At 70.1% G+C, this 16,739-nt stretch carries 16 protein-coding genes; 13 read left to right on the top strand and 3 right to left on the bottom strand.

From position 1 onward, the window contains the following. Positions 1–126: 126 nt before the first annotated feature. The 11 genes from ACFYO5_RS36370 (at position 127) to ACFYO5_RS36320 (ending at position 10,690) form a co-directional block, all read left to right on the top strand. The gene (locus tag ACFYO5_RS36370; protein ID WP_388717610.1) at positions 127–273 is read left to right on the top strand and encodes a hypothetical protein; all 147 of its coding nucleotides are present in this window, start codon (positions 127–129) and stop codon (positions 271–273) included. Continuing rightward, positions 270–929: a response regulator gene (locus ACFYO5_RS36365; protein ID WP_388717607.1), complete on the top strand. Its 660-nt coding sequence runs from the start codon at positions 270–272 to the stop codon at positions 927–929. The genes ACFYO5_RS36370 and ACFYO5_RS36365 overlap by 4 nt, the downstream gene beginning before the upstream one ends. Positions 930–986: 57 nt before the next feature. Beyond that, positions 987–1,610, top strand: coding sequence for a class I SAM-dependent methyltransferase (locus ACFYO5_RS36360; RefSeq protein WP_388717605.1), 624 nt, complete (start codon positions 987–989; stop codon positions 1,608–1,610). Between the two features lie 7 nt (positions 1,611–1,617). Next, positions 1,618–2,451: an enoyl-CoA hydratase/isomerase family protein gene (locus tag ACFYO5_RS36355; protein ID WP_388717602.1), complete on the top strand. Its 834-nt coding sequence runs from the start codon at positions 1,618–1,620 to the stop codon at positions 2,449–2,451. Between the two features lie 88 nt (positions 2,452–2,539). Then, entirely contained in the window at positions 2,540–4,174 is a 1,635-nt protein-coding gene (locus ACFYO5_RS36350; RefSeq protein WP_388717599.1) for an MFS transporter, read from the top strand. Beyond that, positions 4,171–4,731 carry a PaaI family thioesterase gene (locus ACFYO5_RS36345; protein ID WP_388717597.1) on the top strand — a complete coding sequence of 187 codons (561 nt, stop codon included), beginning with the start codon at positions 4,171–4,173 and terminating at the stop codon, positions 4,729–4,731. The genes ACFYO5_RS36350 and ACFYO5_RS36345 overlap by 4 nt, the downstream gene beginning before the upstream one ends. A 69-nt stretch (positions 4,732–4,800) precedes the next feature. After that, positions 4,801–5,499, top strand: a complete 699-nt coding sequence (locus ACFYO5_RS36340; protein WP_388717594.1) for an SDR family oxidoreductase — start codon at positions 4,801–4,803, stop codon at positions 5,497–5,499. 82 nt (positions 5,500–5,581) lie between these two features. Next, a complete protein-coding gene (locus ACFYO5_RS36335) occupies positions 5,582–6,223 on the top strand; it encodes a (2Fe-2S)-binding protein (RefSeq protein ID WP_388717591.1) in 642 nt (213 codons plus the stop codon). Positions 6,224–6,226: 3 nt separating this feature from the next. Beyond that, positions 6,227–7,207 (top strand): FAD binding domain-containing protein, encoded by a 981-nt coding sequence (locus ACFYO5_RS36330; RefSeq protein ID WP_388717588.1) that lies wholly within the window; start codon positions 6,227–6,229, stop codon positions 7,205–7,207. After that, positions 7,204–9,399 carry a xanthine dehydrogenase family protein molybdopterin-binding subunit gene (locus ACFYO5_RS36325; RefSeq protein WP_388717585.1) on the top strand — a complete coding sequence of 732 codons (2,196 nt, stop codon included), beginning with the start codon at positions 7,204–7,206 and terminating at the stop codon, positions 9,397–9,399. Before ACFYO5_RS36330 ends, ACFYO5_RS36325 begins: the two co-directional genes overlap by 4 nt. Before the next feature lie 136 nt (positions 9,400–9,535). After that, positions 9,536–10,690: an XdhC family protein gene (locus ACFYO5_RS36320; protein ID WP_388717582.1), complete on the top strand. Its 1,155-nt coding sequence runs from the start codon at positions 9,536–9,538 to the stop codon at positions 10,688–10,690. Between the two features lie 69 nt (positions 10,691–10,759). Here ACFYO5_RS36320 and ACFYO5_RS36315 read toward each other — a convergent pair whose 3' ends face one another. Further along, entirely contained in the window at positions 10,760–11,677 is a 918-nt protein-coding gene (locus tag ACFYO5_RS36315; RefSeq protein ID WP_388717699.1) for a helix-turn-helix domain-containing protein, read from the bottom strand. 189 nt (positions 11,678–11,866) lie between these two features. Here ACFYO5_RS36315 and ACFYO5_RS36310 point away from each other — a divergent pair, with 189 nt between their 5' ends. Further along, the gene (locus tag ACFYO5_RS36310) at positions 11,867–12,649 is read left to right on the top strand and encodes an MBL fold metallo-hydrolase (protein ID WP_388717579.1); all 783 of its coding nucleotides are present in this window, start codon (positions 11,867–11,869) and stop codon (positions 12,647–12,649) included. A gap of 62 nt (positions 12,650–12,711) precedes the next feature. Further along, positions 12,712–13,632 (top strand): nuclear transport factor 2 family protein, encoded by a 921-nt coding sequence (locus ACFYO5_RS36305; RefSeq protein ID WP_388717576.1) that lies wholly within the window; start codon positions 12,712–12,714, stop codon positions 13,630–13,632. A 948-nt stretch (positions 13,633–14,580) separates the two neighbouring features. On the opposite strand, the gene ACFYO5_RS36300 is transcribed toward ACFYO5_RS36305, so the two are convergent. Both ACFYO5_RS36300 and ACFYO5_RS36295 read right to left on the bottom strand, forming a co-directional pair. Next, the gene (locus ACFYO5_RS36300; protein WP_388717573.1) at positions 14,581–15,051 is read right to left on the bottom strand and encodes a hypothetical protein; all 471 of its coding nucleotides are present in this window, start codon (positions 15,049–15,051) and stop codon (positions 14,581–14,583) included. A gap of 210 nt (positions 15,052–15,261) precedes the next feature. Continuing rightward, positions 15,262–16,728 (bottom strand): FAD/NAD(P)-binding protein, encoded by a 1,467-nt coding sequence (locus ACFYO5_RS36295; protein WP_388717696.1) that lies wholly within the window; start codon positions 16,726–16,728, stop codon positions 15,262–15,264. Between the last annotated feature and the right edge of the window lie 11 nt (positions 16,729–16,739).

Genomic DNA, 16,739 nt, shown 5'->3' with positions numbered 1-16,739 from the left:
ACCCATGGCGCCTGCGACTGATCCGCAACGCAGCACAGGTCAAATCAGGCCACCGGCGCGACGAACTGCCTTCCTCATCCACCGCGTCCACCAGTCCACCAATTCGCCGATCGACCGGAGTTTTTCATGACCCTCACCACCCACGCCCTCCTCGTCACCGGGGCCGAACGGTGTCCGGACCGCATGCTCACCGTCGAACTGCCCAGCTACGCCATCACCGTCCACGCCAGTGCCCGCCACGCCGATCGGCCCGGCCAGGGCGGTGCACCATGACCGAGGCCAGCGTATTGATCTGGGATGAGCAGGAGTTGATGCGGGTCGGACTGCGCATGGTGGTCGACAGCCAGGCGGACCTCACGGTCGTCGGCGAGGCCGGGGACGGTGAGGCGGGCCTGACGCAGGCACTCACACTGCGCCCGGACCTCGTCCTCATGGATGTGCGGCTGCCGCGCCTGGACGGCATCTCGGCCATCGCACAGCTGCACGCCGTCCTGCCGGGGACACGGGTACTGGTCATCACCGCGTGCGACCGCGACGAGTACGCCTACGCGGCGCTCCGCGCCGGAGCGAGCGGCTTCGTCGTCAAGGACGTGCCGGCCGCCGAGATGCTCGTCGCCATCCGCGGGGTGCTGCGCGGCGACGCGATGATCGCCCCGTCGGTGACACGACGGCTGATCGACCGGTATGTCACCGGCGCCGTCGCCCCACTCACCGACGCCCGCCTCGACGTACTGACCGACCGCGAGCGCGAGGTGCTGGGTCTGATCGCCCGCGGGCTGAACAACGTGGAGATCGCCGAGAAGTTGTTTCTCGGCGAAACCACGGTCAAGACCCACGTCGCGAGGATCCTCACCAAACTGCACATCCGCGACCGGGTGGAGGCCGTCGTCCTGGCCTACGAGAGTGGACTCGTTCGTCCTGGCGGATGACCCGGTCGGACTCTCAGGATGACTCCCGACGATACGGCCGATACCTAGCTTCAGGGCATGTCGATCATGGGCGAGTTTCTTCGCCACCCCCGGCTGACCGGCGCAGTCGCCCCCAGTTCTCCCGCACTCGCACAGGCCATGACCGCCGGCCTGGACCTGGACCGCGCCGACGTCGTGGTTGAGTTGGGCTCCGGCACCGGCGCGATCACCCAAGCGATCCTGCGGCAGCTGGCTCCGGCAGCGCGGCTGGTCGCGGTCGAGCTCAACCCGGTGTTCGCCCGCCGGCTCACGGAACGGTACTCCGACAGTGCCGTCGAGGTGCTCCACGGCTCCGCCGAGGACCTGACGAAGCTCGTCCCCTACCAGGTCGACGTCGTCGTCTCCGGTCTCCCGTGGACCGTCATGCCGCACGAGCGGCAGGGCCGGATCCTCGACGCGGTGACCGGCGTACTGAGTCCGAGTGGCCGGTTCAGCACCTTCGCTTACGTACACGCGGTATGGGCGCCCCCGGCCCGCCGCTTCACCGCCGAGCTGGCGGCGCGGTTCTCCACCTTGGAGCGCAGCCCGGTGGTATGGCCCAACATCCCTCCGGCGTACGTGCACCGCGCGGCCACGCCTTCCTCTTCCGGCATGGACCTCTCCTCCGCACGAACCTCTTCACATCAGCACAGGAATACGTGATCTCACCATGACGCAGCACAGCATGTTCTCCATCGAGACCGTGGCACCGAGGATCCGCAAGGTCACCTTCTCGAACCCGCCCGCGAACGTCGTCGGCGCGGACACCGTCACTCAACTAACCGACGTCGTCGATGAGTTGAGCCAGGACGAGAAGGTCCAGGTCGTCATCTTCGACAGCGGTACGCCCGGCTACTTCTACAACCACGCCGATTTGGGCCAGGTGCCAGAACTCCTCGCGCTGAACAGCGCCGACGGGACTCCCACGTGGGTCGACCTGGTCACGAGCCTGACCAGTGCGCCGTTCATCAGTATCGCCTCCATCCGTGGGCGCACCCGGGGCGGCGGGGACGAGATCACTCTGGCCTTCGACCTGCGCTACGCCAGCCGCGAGGAGGCGTTCTTCTGCCAGCCCGAGGTCGGGATCGGCATCGTCCCCGGCGGTGGCGGCAGCGACCGTCTGGCCCGGCTGCTGGGGCGGGACCGCGCACTCGAGGCGATCCTCACCAGCCAGGACTTCGACGCCGATACGGCCGAGCGGTACGGGTGGGTGACCCGGGCCGTCCCTGACGCCGAACTCGACGAGCTGGTGAGCGGTGTGGCGGCGCGCATCGCCTCGTTCGACAAGCAGTCCGTCCTGGCCGCCAAGACACAGATCAACCGGTCGAGCCTGCCGCCGGTGGCCGATCTGCGCGCGTCCTGGGCGGAGTTCGCGGAATCGGTCAACTGGCCGGGGTTCCAGGCCCGCGTGCCGCAGCTGGGGCAGGCCATCGCCGAGATCGGCCTCGACGAGATCGAGCGGAACCTGGGCCACTACGTCGGCCTCATGAACCAGCAGGCGTAGGAACCGTCCATTCACACGGCCTGGCGGATGACCCCGTCGGGCCCTTAGGACGACGTCCGACGACACCACCCCCACCTAGCTTCTGGACATGTCGATCATGCGTGAGTTCCTTCGCCGCGCCCGGCTTACGGCGCCGTCGCACCCTGTTCCCTCACATGGCGGGGCCGGGGGCGGCCGCAGCGCCGCCACGGACCTGCGAGCGGCCGCACGGCGCAGGGAAGCACTGACGCTGGTGGCGATGTGCCTGGGCGTGATGATGACGTTCCTGCTCGTCACCGCCACGATCTCGGCGCTGTCGGCGATCCGGGACGATCTGCACGTCGGCCCCGGTGCGCTGATCTGGATACCCAGCGCGTACACGCTGGTCGTGGCAGCCCTGGTGCTGTCGTCCGGCACCCTGGGCAATCTCCTGGGCCGCAAGCGGATGTTCTGCGTCGGCGTCGTCGTCATGATCGGCGGAGGTCTCTTGGCGGCGACCGCCGACACCACCGCCATGGTGATCGCCGCACAGGCGGTCTCCGGTGTCGGCGGCGCGCTCATCCTGCCCAACAGCCTGGCCGTGCTAGGCGCGGCCTTCACCGATCCGCAGCGTCGGACCGAGGTGATCACCGTGTGGGCCGCGTCGTCGGGCATCGGCCTGGCCGTCGGCCCGCTGCTCGCCGGTGGTCTGCTGGACCGTTTCAGCTGGCACGCGGTGTTCGTGTCCAACCCCGTCCTGGGGGTGATCACGCTGCTGGTCGCCATCCCGTTCGCCGCGGAGTCCCTGGCCCCCGACGGCCGCCTCGACGTGGCCGGCGCAGTGCTGGGCACCATCGCGATCGCCAGTCTCGTCTACGCCCTCATCCAGGGCGGCCAGGACGGCTACACCGCCGGTCCGGTCATCGCCGCCTGGACCGTGGCCGCGGCCGGCGCGGTGGCGTTCATCGCCGTCGAGCTTCGTGTGGCGGAGCCGATGCTCGACGTGCGGCTGTTCGCCTCACGCTCCTTCAGCGCCGTGATGGTCATCGCCGCGGTGGCACTCTTCGGGTTCACCGGCGTGGCCGTCCTCGTCGTGATGTTCTACAACAACGTCCAGCACCTGAACGCGCTGGACACCAGCCGGCGGATGCTGCCGCTGTTCGGCGTCTATGTCGTCTCCGCCTACCTCACAGGCCGGGTGATCCGCCGTACCGGCTTCAAGGCACCCCTGACGGTCGGTCTGCTCCTCGCTGCTTTCGCCGTCTTCGGTCTGACGATGGTCGGCGCGGAGACCCCCTACAGCCGGGTCTGGCCGCTGTTCGCGCTGTTCGGTGCCGCGTCCGGCCTGGTCATCGCGCCCAGCACGGCCGCCGCGCTGGTCAGCGTCGCCCCGGAACGCGCGGGCATGGCCTCCGGCGCGGTCAACACCGCCCGGCAGGTCGGCGCGGTCATGGGCACCGCGCTGCTCGGCTCGCTCCTCGCCGGCCGCGTCACCGCCGACCTACCCCACCAACTCGCCGCGCACGGCATACCTCCTGTCTCCCGCGCGCCCATCGAGCAGGCCGTCGCCTCCGGCACGACCGGCACCACTCCACCGCCCGACGCGGTGCGCGCGGCGATCGCGGACGCCTTCACCTCCGGCGTGCACGCCGGCCTGGCTGTCACCGCAGCCGTCCTCCTCGCCGCCGCCGTGCTGGCCCTCACCTCCGTGCACAACCGCCCCCACCAGAACGGAACGCCCATGCCCACCCCCACGGCCTCATGAGCACGCAACCCACCCCCCGGCACCGCGCCTACACCTGGCAGGATCCCCACCCGACCATCGAGGCCGCCGAGCAACTGAGCGGCCTGGAGGTGATGCAGGGGATCGGCAAGGGAACGCTGCCGGCTCCTCCGGCCGCGAACACCATCGCCCTGGAACCTATCGAGGTCGAACCGGGCCGCACCGTGTTCGAACTGAGCCCCGCGGAATGGCACTACAACGCGCTCGGCACCGTCCACGGCGGCATCCTCGCGACCCTCGCCGACAACGCCCTGGGCGCCGCCGTCTACACCCGCATCCCCGCCGGAACCGGCTACACCACGCAAGGCCTCAACATCACCTTCCTTCGCCCGGTCACCGCCGACACCGGCCGCATCCGCTGCGAAGCCACCGCCATGAACGTCGGCCGGCGTACCGCCTACGCCACCGCCACCGTCACCGACCTCACCGGTCGGCTGCTCGCCCACGCCACCACAAGCTGCCAGATCTTCCCGGCGGGCGGCCGGCAGTCCGCGCGCACCAGTGACCACACCGCCCACAGAACCGGCCCGACCGCCTGACCCACGACCGGGTACGGCACACCGCCCCCGTCCATCACCTGCACGCACCACAGCACCAGGAGCATTCCCATGGACCTCTCCACCAGCACCGTCCTCGTCACCGGAGCCAACCGCGGCCTGGGCCGCGCACTCGCCGCCGAACTGCTCAGCCGCGGCGCCTCCGTCTACGCCGGTGCCCGCAACCCCGGCCAGGTCGACCTGCCCGGCGCCACGCCGATCGCCCTCGACATCACCGACCCCGACTCCGTCGCGGCCGCCGCCAAGGCCACCGGTGACGTGACGGTCCTGATCAACAATGCCGGCATAGGCACCGGCACCGACCTGCTCACCGGCGACCTCGACAACGCCCGCCTGGAGATGGATGTCCACTACTTCGGCACCCTCTCGGTGGTCCGGGGCTTCGCGCCGCAGATCGCGGCCAACGGCGGCGGCGCCATCCTGAACATCCTGTCCGCTCTGTCCTGGTTCAGCTTCCCGGAGACCGGCGCTTACTGCGCCGCCAAGTCCGCGGAGTGGTCGCTGACCAACACCCTGCGCGTGCAGCTCGCCGACCAGGGCATCAGGGTGGCCGGACTGCACGTCGGCGCCATGGACACCGACATGACCCGGGAGGTCACCGGGCCCAAGACCGACCCCGCGGACGTCGCCCGCCTCGCCGCCGACGGCCTCGCCGCAGGCGCCTACGAGATCCTCGCGGACGACGTCAGCCGCCAGGTACAAGGCGGGTTGGCCGGAGGCGTCGCCGCGCTGTACCCGCAGCTGCCCTGACCGACAGTCGTCCGGCACGCCGCATGAGTGAGACCACCGACCCCCCCTCCACCCCAACTGTCGCCGAACGAAGAGAGTGGCCATGTCCACCGAACTTCCCGAGTCATACGGCTCTCCCCCTGACGGGCCGGCGTCGGCGCCGTCCCGACGCACGTTCATCGCCACGACGACCGCCGTCGGCAGCGCCGTGATGGCGGGCGGCCTGGTCGCGGGAGCCTCCCCGTCCGGCGCCGAGGAGGCGTCCGCCGCCGAAGCTCCGCCCAGCGGTCGCGTCGCACTGACCGTGAACGGCAAGCGGCACATCGCCGTCATCGACAACCGGACCTCACTGCTGGACCTCCTGCGCGAGCACTTCGGCCTGCCCGGCACCAAGAAGGGCTGCAACGCAGGCGCCTGCGGCGCCTGCACGGTCCTGGTCGACGGACGGCGGGTCACCTCCTGTTTGACGCTGGCGGTACGCCTGGAGGGCGCCGAGGTCACCACCATCGAGGGCCTGGCCGACGGCGACGAACTCCACCCCTTGCAGCAGGCGTTCATCGAGCAGGACGCCTTCCAGTGTGGCTTCTGCACACCGGGTCAGATCATGTCCGGCGTCGGCTGCATCAAGGAGGGCCACACCGGCTCGCACGAGGAGATCCGCGAGTGGATGAGCGGCAACATCTGCCGCTGCGGCTGCTACGTGAAGATCGTGCGGGCTGTCGAGCAGACCGCAGGCGGGAGGTGAGCCATGTATCCCTTCTCCTTCACCAAGGTCTCCGACACCCGGGGCGCACTCGCGGCGGGCCGGCGCGGCGGCCGGTACATAGCCGGCGGCACCGCGCTGGTCGACCTGATGCGTGAGACCGTCGAACGCCCCGAGACGCTGGTCGACATCAGCGCGCTGCCGCTGCGCGAGGTCACGGTCACCGAACGCGGGGGACTGCGCATCGGCGCGCTGGTGCGGATGGCCGAGGCCGCAGCCCACCCCAAGGTGCGCACCACCTACCCGGTCATCTCGCAGGCGCTGGAGCTGAGCGCTTCGGCGCAGTTGCGGAACATGGCGACCATCGGCGGCAACATCATGCAGCGCACCCGGTGCACGTACTTCCGTGACGTGACCGCGGCCTGCAACAAGCGCGAACCGGGCTCCGGGTGCGCCGCACTCGAGGGCTTCAACCGCACCCACGCCATCCTCGGCACGTCCAACGACTGCGTGGCCACGCACCCCTCCGACGTCGCCGTGGCCTTCGCGGCACTGGACGCGACCGTCCACCTGCTGGGACCGGCCGGGGAGCGCAAGGTCGCCTTCGCGGACTTCCTCCTCCAGCCCCGCAGCACCCCCAACCGCGAACAGGCTCTACGCAAGGGGGAGCTGATTACGGCGGTGGAGATCCCGGCCCATCCGCGTCCGCTCAAGTCGGGCTACCTGAAGGTCCGCGACCGGCAGTCCTACGAGTTCGCCCTCACCTCCGCGGCCGTCGCCCTCCACATCCGCGGCGGGGTGATCCGCGAGGCGAAGGTCGCCGCCGGAGGCGTCGGCACGGTGCCGTGGAAGCTGCCCGCCGTGGAGCGGCACCTCATCGGCGAACGCCCCTCGAAAGCCCTGTGGACACAGGCCGCCGAACAGGCCGCCGACGGAGCCCGCCCCCTGGAGCACAACCGCTTCAAGACCGAACTCCTCAAACGCACCGTCGAACGCCAGCTGCGCATCGTAGGAGGCAGCGAATGAGCTCCCAGCCGCAGGCAGCCGTCGGCGCCCCGCTCTCCCGGGTGGACGGCCGGCTCAAGGTCACCGGCAAGGCACGGTACGCCGTGGATCACGACATCGACGGAGCCGTGCACGCGGTCGTTGTCGACAGCAGCATCGGCAAGGGCCGCATCACCGGCATCGACACCCGCGCCGCCCTCGCCCAGGCAGGCGTATTGAAGGTGATCAGCCACCTCAACGCTCCCAAGCTGCCCTACCAGCGCAACCCGCTGCCCACCGCACCGCCGGGCGAACGCCTGCACGTCTTCCAGGACGACAAGGTCCTCTTCCACGGCCAGCCGGTCGCCGTCGTGGTGGCCACCACCCTGGAGGCCGCCCAGCACGGCGCCAGTCTGGTCAAGGTGACCTACGACGCCACGCAGCCGTCGACCGACATGGCCGGCGCACGGCCCGGCGAGCCACAGAAATACGCACGGGGCGATACGGACAAGGCGCTGGACTCGGCCGCCGTGCGCATGGAGATGACGTACCACCTCGCCCGCAACAACCACAACGCCATGGAGCCGCACGCCACCACGGCCCGCTGGGACGGCGACCAGCTCACCGTGTGGGACAAGACCCAGTGGGTGTTCGGCACACAGATAGAACTTGCCACGGTGTTCGGTATGGCGCCGCCGTCGGTGCGCGTCATCTCGCCGTTCGTCGGCGGCGGCTTCGGCAGCGGGCTGCGGGCCTGGCCACACGTCACCATCGCGGCCCTCGCCGCCCGCGAGGTGAAGCGCCCCGTCAAACTCGCCCTGACCCGCAAACAGCTGTACTTCGGAACGGGCTACAGGCCCACGTACGAGTACAAGGTGCGCCTGGGCAGCGACCGGCGAGGCCACCTGACCGCGATGACGCATGACGTGCGCGCCGAGACATCGTCGTACGAGACGTTCATGGAGTCCGTCCTCGTCCCGGGACAGATGCTCTACAGCATGCCCAACGTCAGCCAGGAGTACCGGACGGTACCGCTGGACGTGCACACCCCGCTGTTCATGCGCGGCCCCGGCTACACCACCGCCTCCTACGCCATCGAATCGGCGATGGACGAACTCGCCCACAAGCTCGGCATCGACCCGATCGAGCTGCGGCTGCGCAACGAACCCGCCGAGGACGAGTCCAGCGGACTGCCGTTCTCCACCCGCAGGCTGCGCGAGTGCTACACCGTCGGCGCCCGCGAGTTCGGCTGGCACCGGCGCAACCCCGGCCCGCGCACCACCCGCGACGGCGACTGGCTGATCGGCACCGGCATGGCCACCGGTGTCTACGACACGGCCCGCAACGACGCGTCGGCGTCGGTCAGGCTGGACGCCGACGGCACCGCGCTGATCCAGTCCGCGGCCAGCGACATGGGTCCGGGCACCTACACCTCCCAGACCCAGGTCGCCGCCGACGCCCTCGGCCTGACGATGCGCAACGTGACGTTCCGCCTCGGCGACTCCCTCATGCCGCCGGCCCCGCCGCACGGCGGCTCCTGGACCATGGCCAGCGTCGGATCGGCCGTCCAGGACGGCTGCGACAAGCTGCGGCAGCAGGCGATCAAACTCGCCGTCGAGGACGAGAAATCGCCGCTCCACGGCGCCGACCCCGACACCGTCGTCGTGCGCGCCGGCCGACTGCACGTGAAGAACAACCCCGCCCGCGGCGAGACCTACCAGCAACTCTTGACCCGCAACAAACGCACCCACCTCGAAGCCATGGGCTCCTTCACCCGGCCCACGGGACCGGAACGGTTCTCCCTGTTCGCCTACGGCGCGGTCTTCGCCGAGGTCGCCGTCGACGCCCGGCTGGGACTGGTACGGGTGCGGCGGATGCTCGGCGTGTACGACGCGGGCCGCATCATCAGCCCCAAACTCGCCGACAGCCAGGCCTTGGGCGGCATGGTCGGCGGCATCGGCCAAGCCCTCCTCGAGCACACGGTCACCGACCACCGTGACGGCCGTATCGTCAACGCCAGCCTCGCCGACTACCTCGTCCCCGTGAACGCCGACATCCCCGACCTGCGGGCCATCTACCTCGACGGCGACGACCGCGAGGCCGACCCCATCGGCGTCAAGGGCCTGGGGGAGATCGTCCAGGTCGGCGTGGCACCCGCCATCGCCAACGCGGTCTTCCACGCCACCGGCCGCCGTATCCGCGAACTGCCCATCACCCCAGAGGCCCTGCTCTGAGCACCAGGGCGCCTCTTTGACCGTCCGGCGGCGGGTGAGCGGCCTGCCCGCCGGACACCAGGGCCGTCGCCGTGTCACCTGTCCCGCGCCGACACGGCGGCGGCCCGCCCAGAACCGTCCCCCACGGAGGCCCTCCATGCTGAACATCGCAGACACGCTGTACGCCTGGTGCCGCGAGGGCCGCCCCTTCGCCCTCGCCACCGTCATCCAGGTCAGCGGCAGCGCACCCCTGCCACCCGGCACCGCACTGGCCGTGGACACCGACGGCACGGCGGTCGGCAGCATCTCCGGCGGCTGCGTCGAAGGAGCCGTCTACGACCTGTGCCAACAGATGCTCCAGGACGGCGGCGGCCCCGCACGCGCCCGGTTCGGCTACTCCGACGACGACGCCTTCGCCGTCGGCCTGACCTGCGGCGGCGAGATCGACGTCCTGGTCCAGCGCGTGGAGCCGACAGAGCAGACCCACCTCACCACCGCCCTCGAACAAGTCGTACGGGGCAGACCCGCCGCCGTGGCCCAGGTCGTCGACGGCCCCGCCGACCTCCTCGGCCGCACCCTCAGCCTGGTCGGCGGCGGCAGCGCCTACGACGGCACTCTGAGCAGGGAGAACGTGGACCGAGCGGTTGTGGCACAGGCCCGCGCCCTCCTGCGAGCGGGACGTACCGGTCTCGCCGAGGTCGGCGGAGACGCCGACACCTGCCCCGAGCGCCTGTCGGTCCTCGTCCACACCCACGCCGCCCCGCCCCGGATGCTGATCTTCGGCGCGGTCGACTTCGCCGCCGCCCTCAGCCAGGCCGCGAGCTTCCTGGGCTACCGCGTCACCGTCTGCGATGCCCGCCCCGTCTTCGCCACCACCGCCCGCTTTCCGCACGCCGACGCAGTCGTCGTCGACTGGCCCCACCGCTACCTCGCTGCCACCGAGGTCGACGCCCGCACCGCCATCTGCGTCCTCACCCACGACGCCAAGTTCGACGTCCCCCTCCTCACGCTGGCGCTGAGCCTTCCCGTCGCCTACGTCGGCGCGATGGGCTCGCGCCGAACCCACGACGACCGCGACCGGCGGCTGCGCGAGGCAGGAGTCACGACGGAACAACTCACCCGTCTCAACTCCCCGATCGGACTCGACCTCGGCGCCCACACCCCCGAGGAGACAGCCATCTCCATCACCGCGGAGATCATCGCCCACAGCCATCGGGCCACCGGCCTGCCCCTGTCGCGCGGCACCGGACCCATCCACCGCCCCGGCTCTGCGGGTCCGGCTCCCTCACACGCACCTCGAACCGCTGCGTGACCGGCTGTCCAGATGTTCCGAACAAGAGAAGCAAGTCAGGGGCCCGCAGTGCCCGGGTGTCGCAGCCGGCTACTTCGACGGCCGGTCCCGCTGCGTGGCCCGGAAGGCGAGGGGAGTGTGGCCGGTGTGGCGCTGGAAGAACTTGCCGAAGTGGGTGGCACTGGTGAAGCCGAGGCGGGTGGCCACGGTGGCGGCGGGATCGGTGCCGTGAGCCAGGAGACGTTTGGCCTCCAGGAGAAGACGCCGGTCGAGGTAGTCCTTGGCGCTGATCCCGGCGGCGGTCTGGGTGGCGCGGGTGAGCGTACGGGGGGCATAGCCGAGTTCGCGGGCGTAGTCGTCGATACGGTGCGTGCGGGTGAACCCCTGCTCGACGGCATCGCGGAATCGCAGGAAGGGCTCGGGGGTGGCCTCCTCGGCCGGGCCCGACTGCCGCAGACGAGCCAGACGGAGCAACACGACATCCAGCAGGCGGTGCAGCAGGGCGGCGTGCACCGGCAGCGGGTGGCGGGCACGCTGGGAGAACTCCGCTGCCAGCTGCTCGGCCGAAGCCGCCAGAGCCTGAGCTTCGACCGCGTCCGGGCTGTACAGCGGCATGCCGAACGAGGTGCCGAGACCGGCCAGTTCAGCTGTGTCGGGGGCGACGAAATCGTCCTGGAAGAGCACCATCGTGGCCTCTGCCTGGTCGGGGTTCTGCCACTGATGGACCTGGCCGGGGCGAATCCACAGCCAGGAACCCGTCTGCAGGACGTACCCGGCGAAGTCGACCCGGTGACGCAGGGTGCCGGAGGTGACCAGCACCAGGGTGTGAAAGTCCTGCCGGTGCGGGGTGGCGATGTGCCAGGGCCAGTCGCGTGTACGGGCCCGGAAGTCGGCCAGGGGCATCACCTCCAGGCCCGCCGGAGTCCCCGCCGGAGGCTGGAAGACCACCTCCGGCAGCTCCGTCCCCCGCCGACCGGGCCGCCCCTCGGTGTGTCGCCTGTGGACCATCACGAGTCCGGAGCGTACCTCGCGAGATATCCGCTTGCACCCCAGTATGGAGTTGTTCTGAGGGCGATCGCTCCGCATCGCGCGGAAGCCGGCAGTGTCCGCTCCGGTGGATGTCCCTTCGGTCCCGGCCTCCACCGATCCGCCCCTCCCGCCTCATTCCCTCCCCCGATCTACGTCAGGAGCACAGCCATGCACGGCACCATCACGGTCATCGACAAGGGCCAGGTCCGCATCCACAGCTACACCGCGCCTGAGGACGGCCTGGACGTCAACACCCAGCTGATCGAGACGCCGTCACGGATCGTCGCCGTCGACGCCCAGTTCGTTGTGGCCTACGCCGACGAGGTCGTCGCCTACGCCAAGCAGCTCGGCAAGCCGCTCGACCGCCTGGTCGTCAGCCACGCGCACCCCGACCACTACCAGGGCGCGGCCCGCTTCGGCGTCCCCGTGCACGCCCTGCCGGAGACCATCGCGGAGATCGTCGCCGTGGGCGCCAAGACCGACCTGCCCACCGGCGCCCCGATCCCGCTCGCCGACATGACCCCGACCGTGGAGATCACCCCCGGCACCGAGATCATCGACGGCATCCCCTTCGTGTTCGAGAAGGTCACCGGCGGCGAGATCCACACCACCCTCGTGGTCAAGCTCCCCGAGCAGGGTGTCCTGGTCGCCCAGGACGTCGTCTACAACCACGCCCACCTGTGGTTCCTGGACAAGGACTTCGACGGCTGGCAGGCCAACATCGACCGCTTCGCCGCCGAGACCGAGTACGACACCATCCTGCCCGGCCACGGTGAACCGACCGACCCCGGCATCTGGGCCGAACTGACCGACTACGTCAACGCCGGCCGCGAACTGCTCGGCGACGACGGCGACGCCTACAAGAAGGCCATCACCGAGCGCTACCCCACCTACAAGGGCGCGGCACTCATCGACGTCACCAACGCCTACATGTTCGGCCCCAAGAACTGAATCCGCCCCCTCGTTCCACGAAAGACCGAGATCCCGAGAGAAGGAGCATCGTGACTTCCCGCATGTCTGCCCGTCACCTCCTCATCGCCACGCTCGCCGCGTCCTCCCTGTTGGGCGCCGCGACCGTACCCGCCGTCGCCTCGCCGTCCGTCAGCGCAGGTCACGCCTTCGGGTACGCCGATGACGGCGCCCGGCTCGACTACCAGAAGAACGTTGCCGTACGCGTCCTCAAGGGGGCGTTCGAGCGGGGCGACACCGCGGTCGTGGACAGGTTCGTGCGGGCCGACTACATCCAGCACAACCCCACCGCACCCAACGGCGCCGACACGTTGAAGAACCTGGCTGTCGCGATGCATCAGCGGTTCCCCGACGCGAAATACGATGTCAAGCGGGTCATCTCCGAGAACGACCTCGTCGTGGTGCACTCCAACCTCGTCCTGACGCCCGGAAGCCGGGGCTCGGCCGTGTTCGACATCTTCCGGTTCCAGGGCGGGAAGATCACCGAGCACTGGGACACCGGGCAGAACGTCCCGGACAGCAGTGTGAACGGCAACGACATGTTTGCCACGGTCAGTCGGCCACCGACCGGGCAACCCGGGCCGCGGTGGCTCACCGCCTCCAACAAGAAACTCGTCACCAAGGCGTTCGACCGGCTCATCGTCGACAAGGATCTGTCCGCGCTCGACACGTACTGGAGCACCGAGTACCACCAGCACAATCCCACCATCGCGGATGGCCTGGCCGGTGCGCGGGACGGCCTCGGGGCGTACTTCCGGGCGTTCCCGGAACTGGCCGTCTCTCGTAAGCGCGTCGTCGCCGAGGGGGACCTGGTCGCCGTCCACAGCCACTACGTGAACACGCCCGGAGAGCGCGGTCAGGCCGTCGTGGATCTGTTCCGGGTGCGGGGCGGGAAGATCGTCGAGCACTGGGACGTGCTGCAGGACGTCCCGGCCACCTCCGCCAACGACAACACCATGTTCTGAGTTCTGAGAGGGCGTTCAACAAGAACAGAACGACCTTGCTGCTCCAGTGGGTTCCTTGCCGGGCCTGGTCGGATGATCTCGCCCCCACCAGGCCCGGGATTACGGCCGCGGTGGAATGAGAATCCGCTGTGCGCGGTCTCGAGGCCCTTTCCCGAGCTGGTGAGATCGCGTCCGTAGCCTGTTCAGCCCGTCCATCCTGGGCTCGTTCGGTACGCGTTCGGGCCGCAAGGAGAGGCCGCACGTGGAACGGCACGCTCCTGCTCTACAGCCACTGATTCGGCGTCCCGCAGGCCGCGAACGCGCCGGACGAGCTACGTCACCGGCCTCGAGCGCGCCGGGCACTTCGGCCTCGGCTGCGACGCCTACGGAACCCACGAGTAGCTCGAGGCGTTCGGGCTCATCGACGTCGAACCCGCGATCTTGCGCTGCGACGGGGGTGCGCCCGGCGGCCAGGTCGGTGTCGAGTTGCTGGGGGACCTCCTCGAGTGTGCAGCCGCGCAGGGCTGCCAGCTCGGTCAGGCGTGCGTGTATGCGCCGGTCGTGTGCGCTGTTGGTGTCGTAGGCGGGCAGCGGAACGGCAGACGGCACAGGACGGGCAGCCGTAGGAGCAGCCGCCTCCGGCCGGGAGGAGGAGGGCACGGCCGGGCAGCGGCGGCTTGTCGGCCCTGCAGCGCCGCCTTGTGCGCGCGGGCCGCAGCCGCGGCCCGATCGGCTTCCTCAGCCAGGACGCGGACGCAAGTCGTGCACAGGGTGCCGCACAACGGCCGCTCGGAGTCGTCCGCGCGCACGGGCAGCACTCGGCCAGGCCATCTGCCGGCGCCTCGGCTGTGTCTGGAGGGCGTGGTGGTCGACGCGGCCGCCGTGCACGCGCACGCGCAGCGGCCAGGCCTCCCCCGCGGACGTCATGCCTGCCTGCCGGGGCGGATGTGGAGCAGCCGGTCCGCAGGATCACACTGAGGCGGGCGCGGGTTCTTCCAGGACGACCACGACCATCACGGGGAGGTCGGTGTCCTGCTGTATGACACCGGCGGTCAGGGTCCGTCCGTCGAGGATCCACTTGCGAGCCGCGATGAACTCGTCCTTGTCCTCATCCGTCAGGTCGGTCTCGGTGAGGTGACCGGCGAGTGGGGAGTTTTCGATCTCGGGGAGGAACGTGGCCAGTTCCTGCTCGCCTTGTTCGTAGACGGCGTCCACGTCGTCGAAGTAGCCGGACTCGTCGACGTCGCGGATCCAGACGGCGAATGAGGTACGGACGGCTCCGCTGCGGAACTTTTGGTTCCATCCCCGGATGCCGTCTTTGCGCCAGGACGTCTCCACGCCGTCGCGGGGCTTGCCGCCGGGCGTCCACTCCTGGGTCGCGAACTTTTCCGCCGCACCCTCGACGGTCAGCGGGACCAGGTCGCGGAGTTCTTCAAGCATTGCGGTCACTGCAGCCATGACCCGGTATTCAACAGTGGGCCCGCAACTACCGCGCAGCCCGCTCGGCAGGGTGCTTTCGGCCGTGGTGGGCACCATGGCTGGGTATGCCGCCTGTCCCAATGTGCCGTGCGGATCGAAAGGGCAGATGCCGGAAGGGGAGGCTGCGGTGCTGCCGGTCGTGGCAGCGGGGGCAGGTCTCGGCCCTCGCCGTCAGAGGGGCGAGGTGCGGATTTGGTCGGTGACCTGCCCGGCTTGGCGGACCGCGTTGCGCAGGTGGTTGGCGAAGGGGATGCGGATGTGGGTGGCGACGCCGACCACCCAGATCCGCTCGGGCGGCGCCGCGGGGCGGGGACGCAGTCTCAGGTCTGCTTCCAGGTTCTCCACCGGTGCGGTGCTGGGAGGAACGGGCGAAGGATTCAGGTACCAGGTGTTGTTGCCCGGCTCCCAAGCCAGGTGGGGCGGGTGGAAGCCGGTGGCGTTGATGACGTGGTCGAAGTGCTCCGGTGCGCGGCCCGGCCGCTGGACGCGCCAGCTGCCGCCGGTGAAGGAGGCGGTGGTGGGATAGGAGTCGGCCACGTGCAGCGCTCCGGCGTTGATGTGGGTGAGCAGCCGACGTGCGTTGATGAGGGTGGTGGCGGTCGCGTAGCGGCTGATGAACCAGCCGGAGCGTGTCATCAGGGCGTCGCGGTGTGCGGGTGGCAGGGCGGGGGCGAGGGCGATGACCGCTTCGATGAGGGGCGTGCAGATCTCGGCCCACCCGCAGGCTCCCCGCTCGGCCAGGGCGATTTCCTCCCGCAGCCGTTGGGCGGGGTCGGTGGCGGCGGAGGTCTGGTGGCGCAGAGGGCGCGGGTCGATGAGGCGGATCGCCTCGATGACGTGCCGGGTGATCTTGTCCGCCAGGTGGGGGTCGGCGGGATCGAGACGGGTGATGCGCTGTAGCGGCGGGTGCGGACGGGTGGGGGCCGTGAGGGCGGTGCGGACGGCGGGTAGCCGGCCGGAGGGGGAGGTGAGGGTGGTGTGGTGGCCGTCGCGGCACAGCAGCAGGGCGGCATCGATGGCGCTCTGATGGGTGCCCAGTACCAGAACGCGCGCCGGCCCGGTCAGGTGGCCGCGCAGCCGGGCGGTGGGATACGGACTGTCCAGGTAGGCGGGATGGTGCTGGTGCGGGGGGAAGGCGTCGGGGGTGCGGGGCCGGTGAACGCCGGGGCAGATGACGACGTGGGTGGCGGTGATCTCCTGACCGTCGTCCAGGTGGACGTGGTAGGCGTCGTGCTGTGCGGTGACGGTGCGGGCCGTGGCGCGCAGGTGCTGGACCTGGATGCCCCGGGTGGTGGCGCTTCGACGGGCCCGGGTGTAGCGCTGGTGGCTGTAGGCGGCCATCCACGCCCTGGGCACGCAGTCGTCGGGGCGGCCCTGCCAGCCGTGCTCGCGCAGGTGCTCGAAGAAGTCCGCGGGGTGGTGGGCCAGAAGGGAGTTGAGGTTGACCGCGCTGTTACACATCAGCAGCGGGTCACCGTCTCCGAAGGCCAGCCCCCAGCCGACCGGGTTGGGGTCCACCAGAGTCACCGACCGGATCCGGCCCGCGCGTGGGCGCGAGGGCGGTACGGGATGCGGCCGGGCGGCTGGGTCCACCAGGTGCAGGAAGACGCTGGTGCCCACAGCTCCGCAGCCGATCACGACCACGTCAT

This window comes from Streptomyces sp. NPDC006259, assembly GCF_042870975.1.
Lineage (GTDB): Bacteria > Actinomycetota > Actinomycetes > Streptomycetales > Streptomycetaceae > Streptomyces.
The sequence above is the reverse complement of the archived record's forward strand: the minus strand, read 5'-3'. Positions and strand labels throughout refer to the sequence as shown.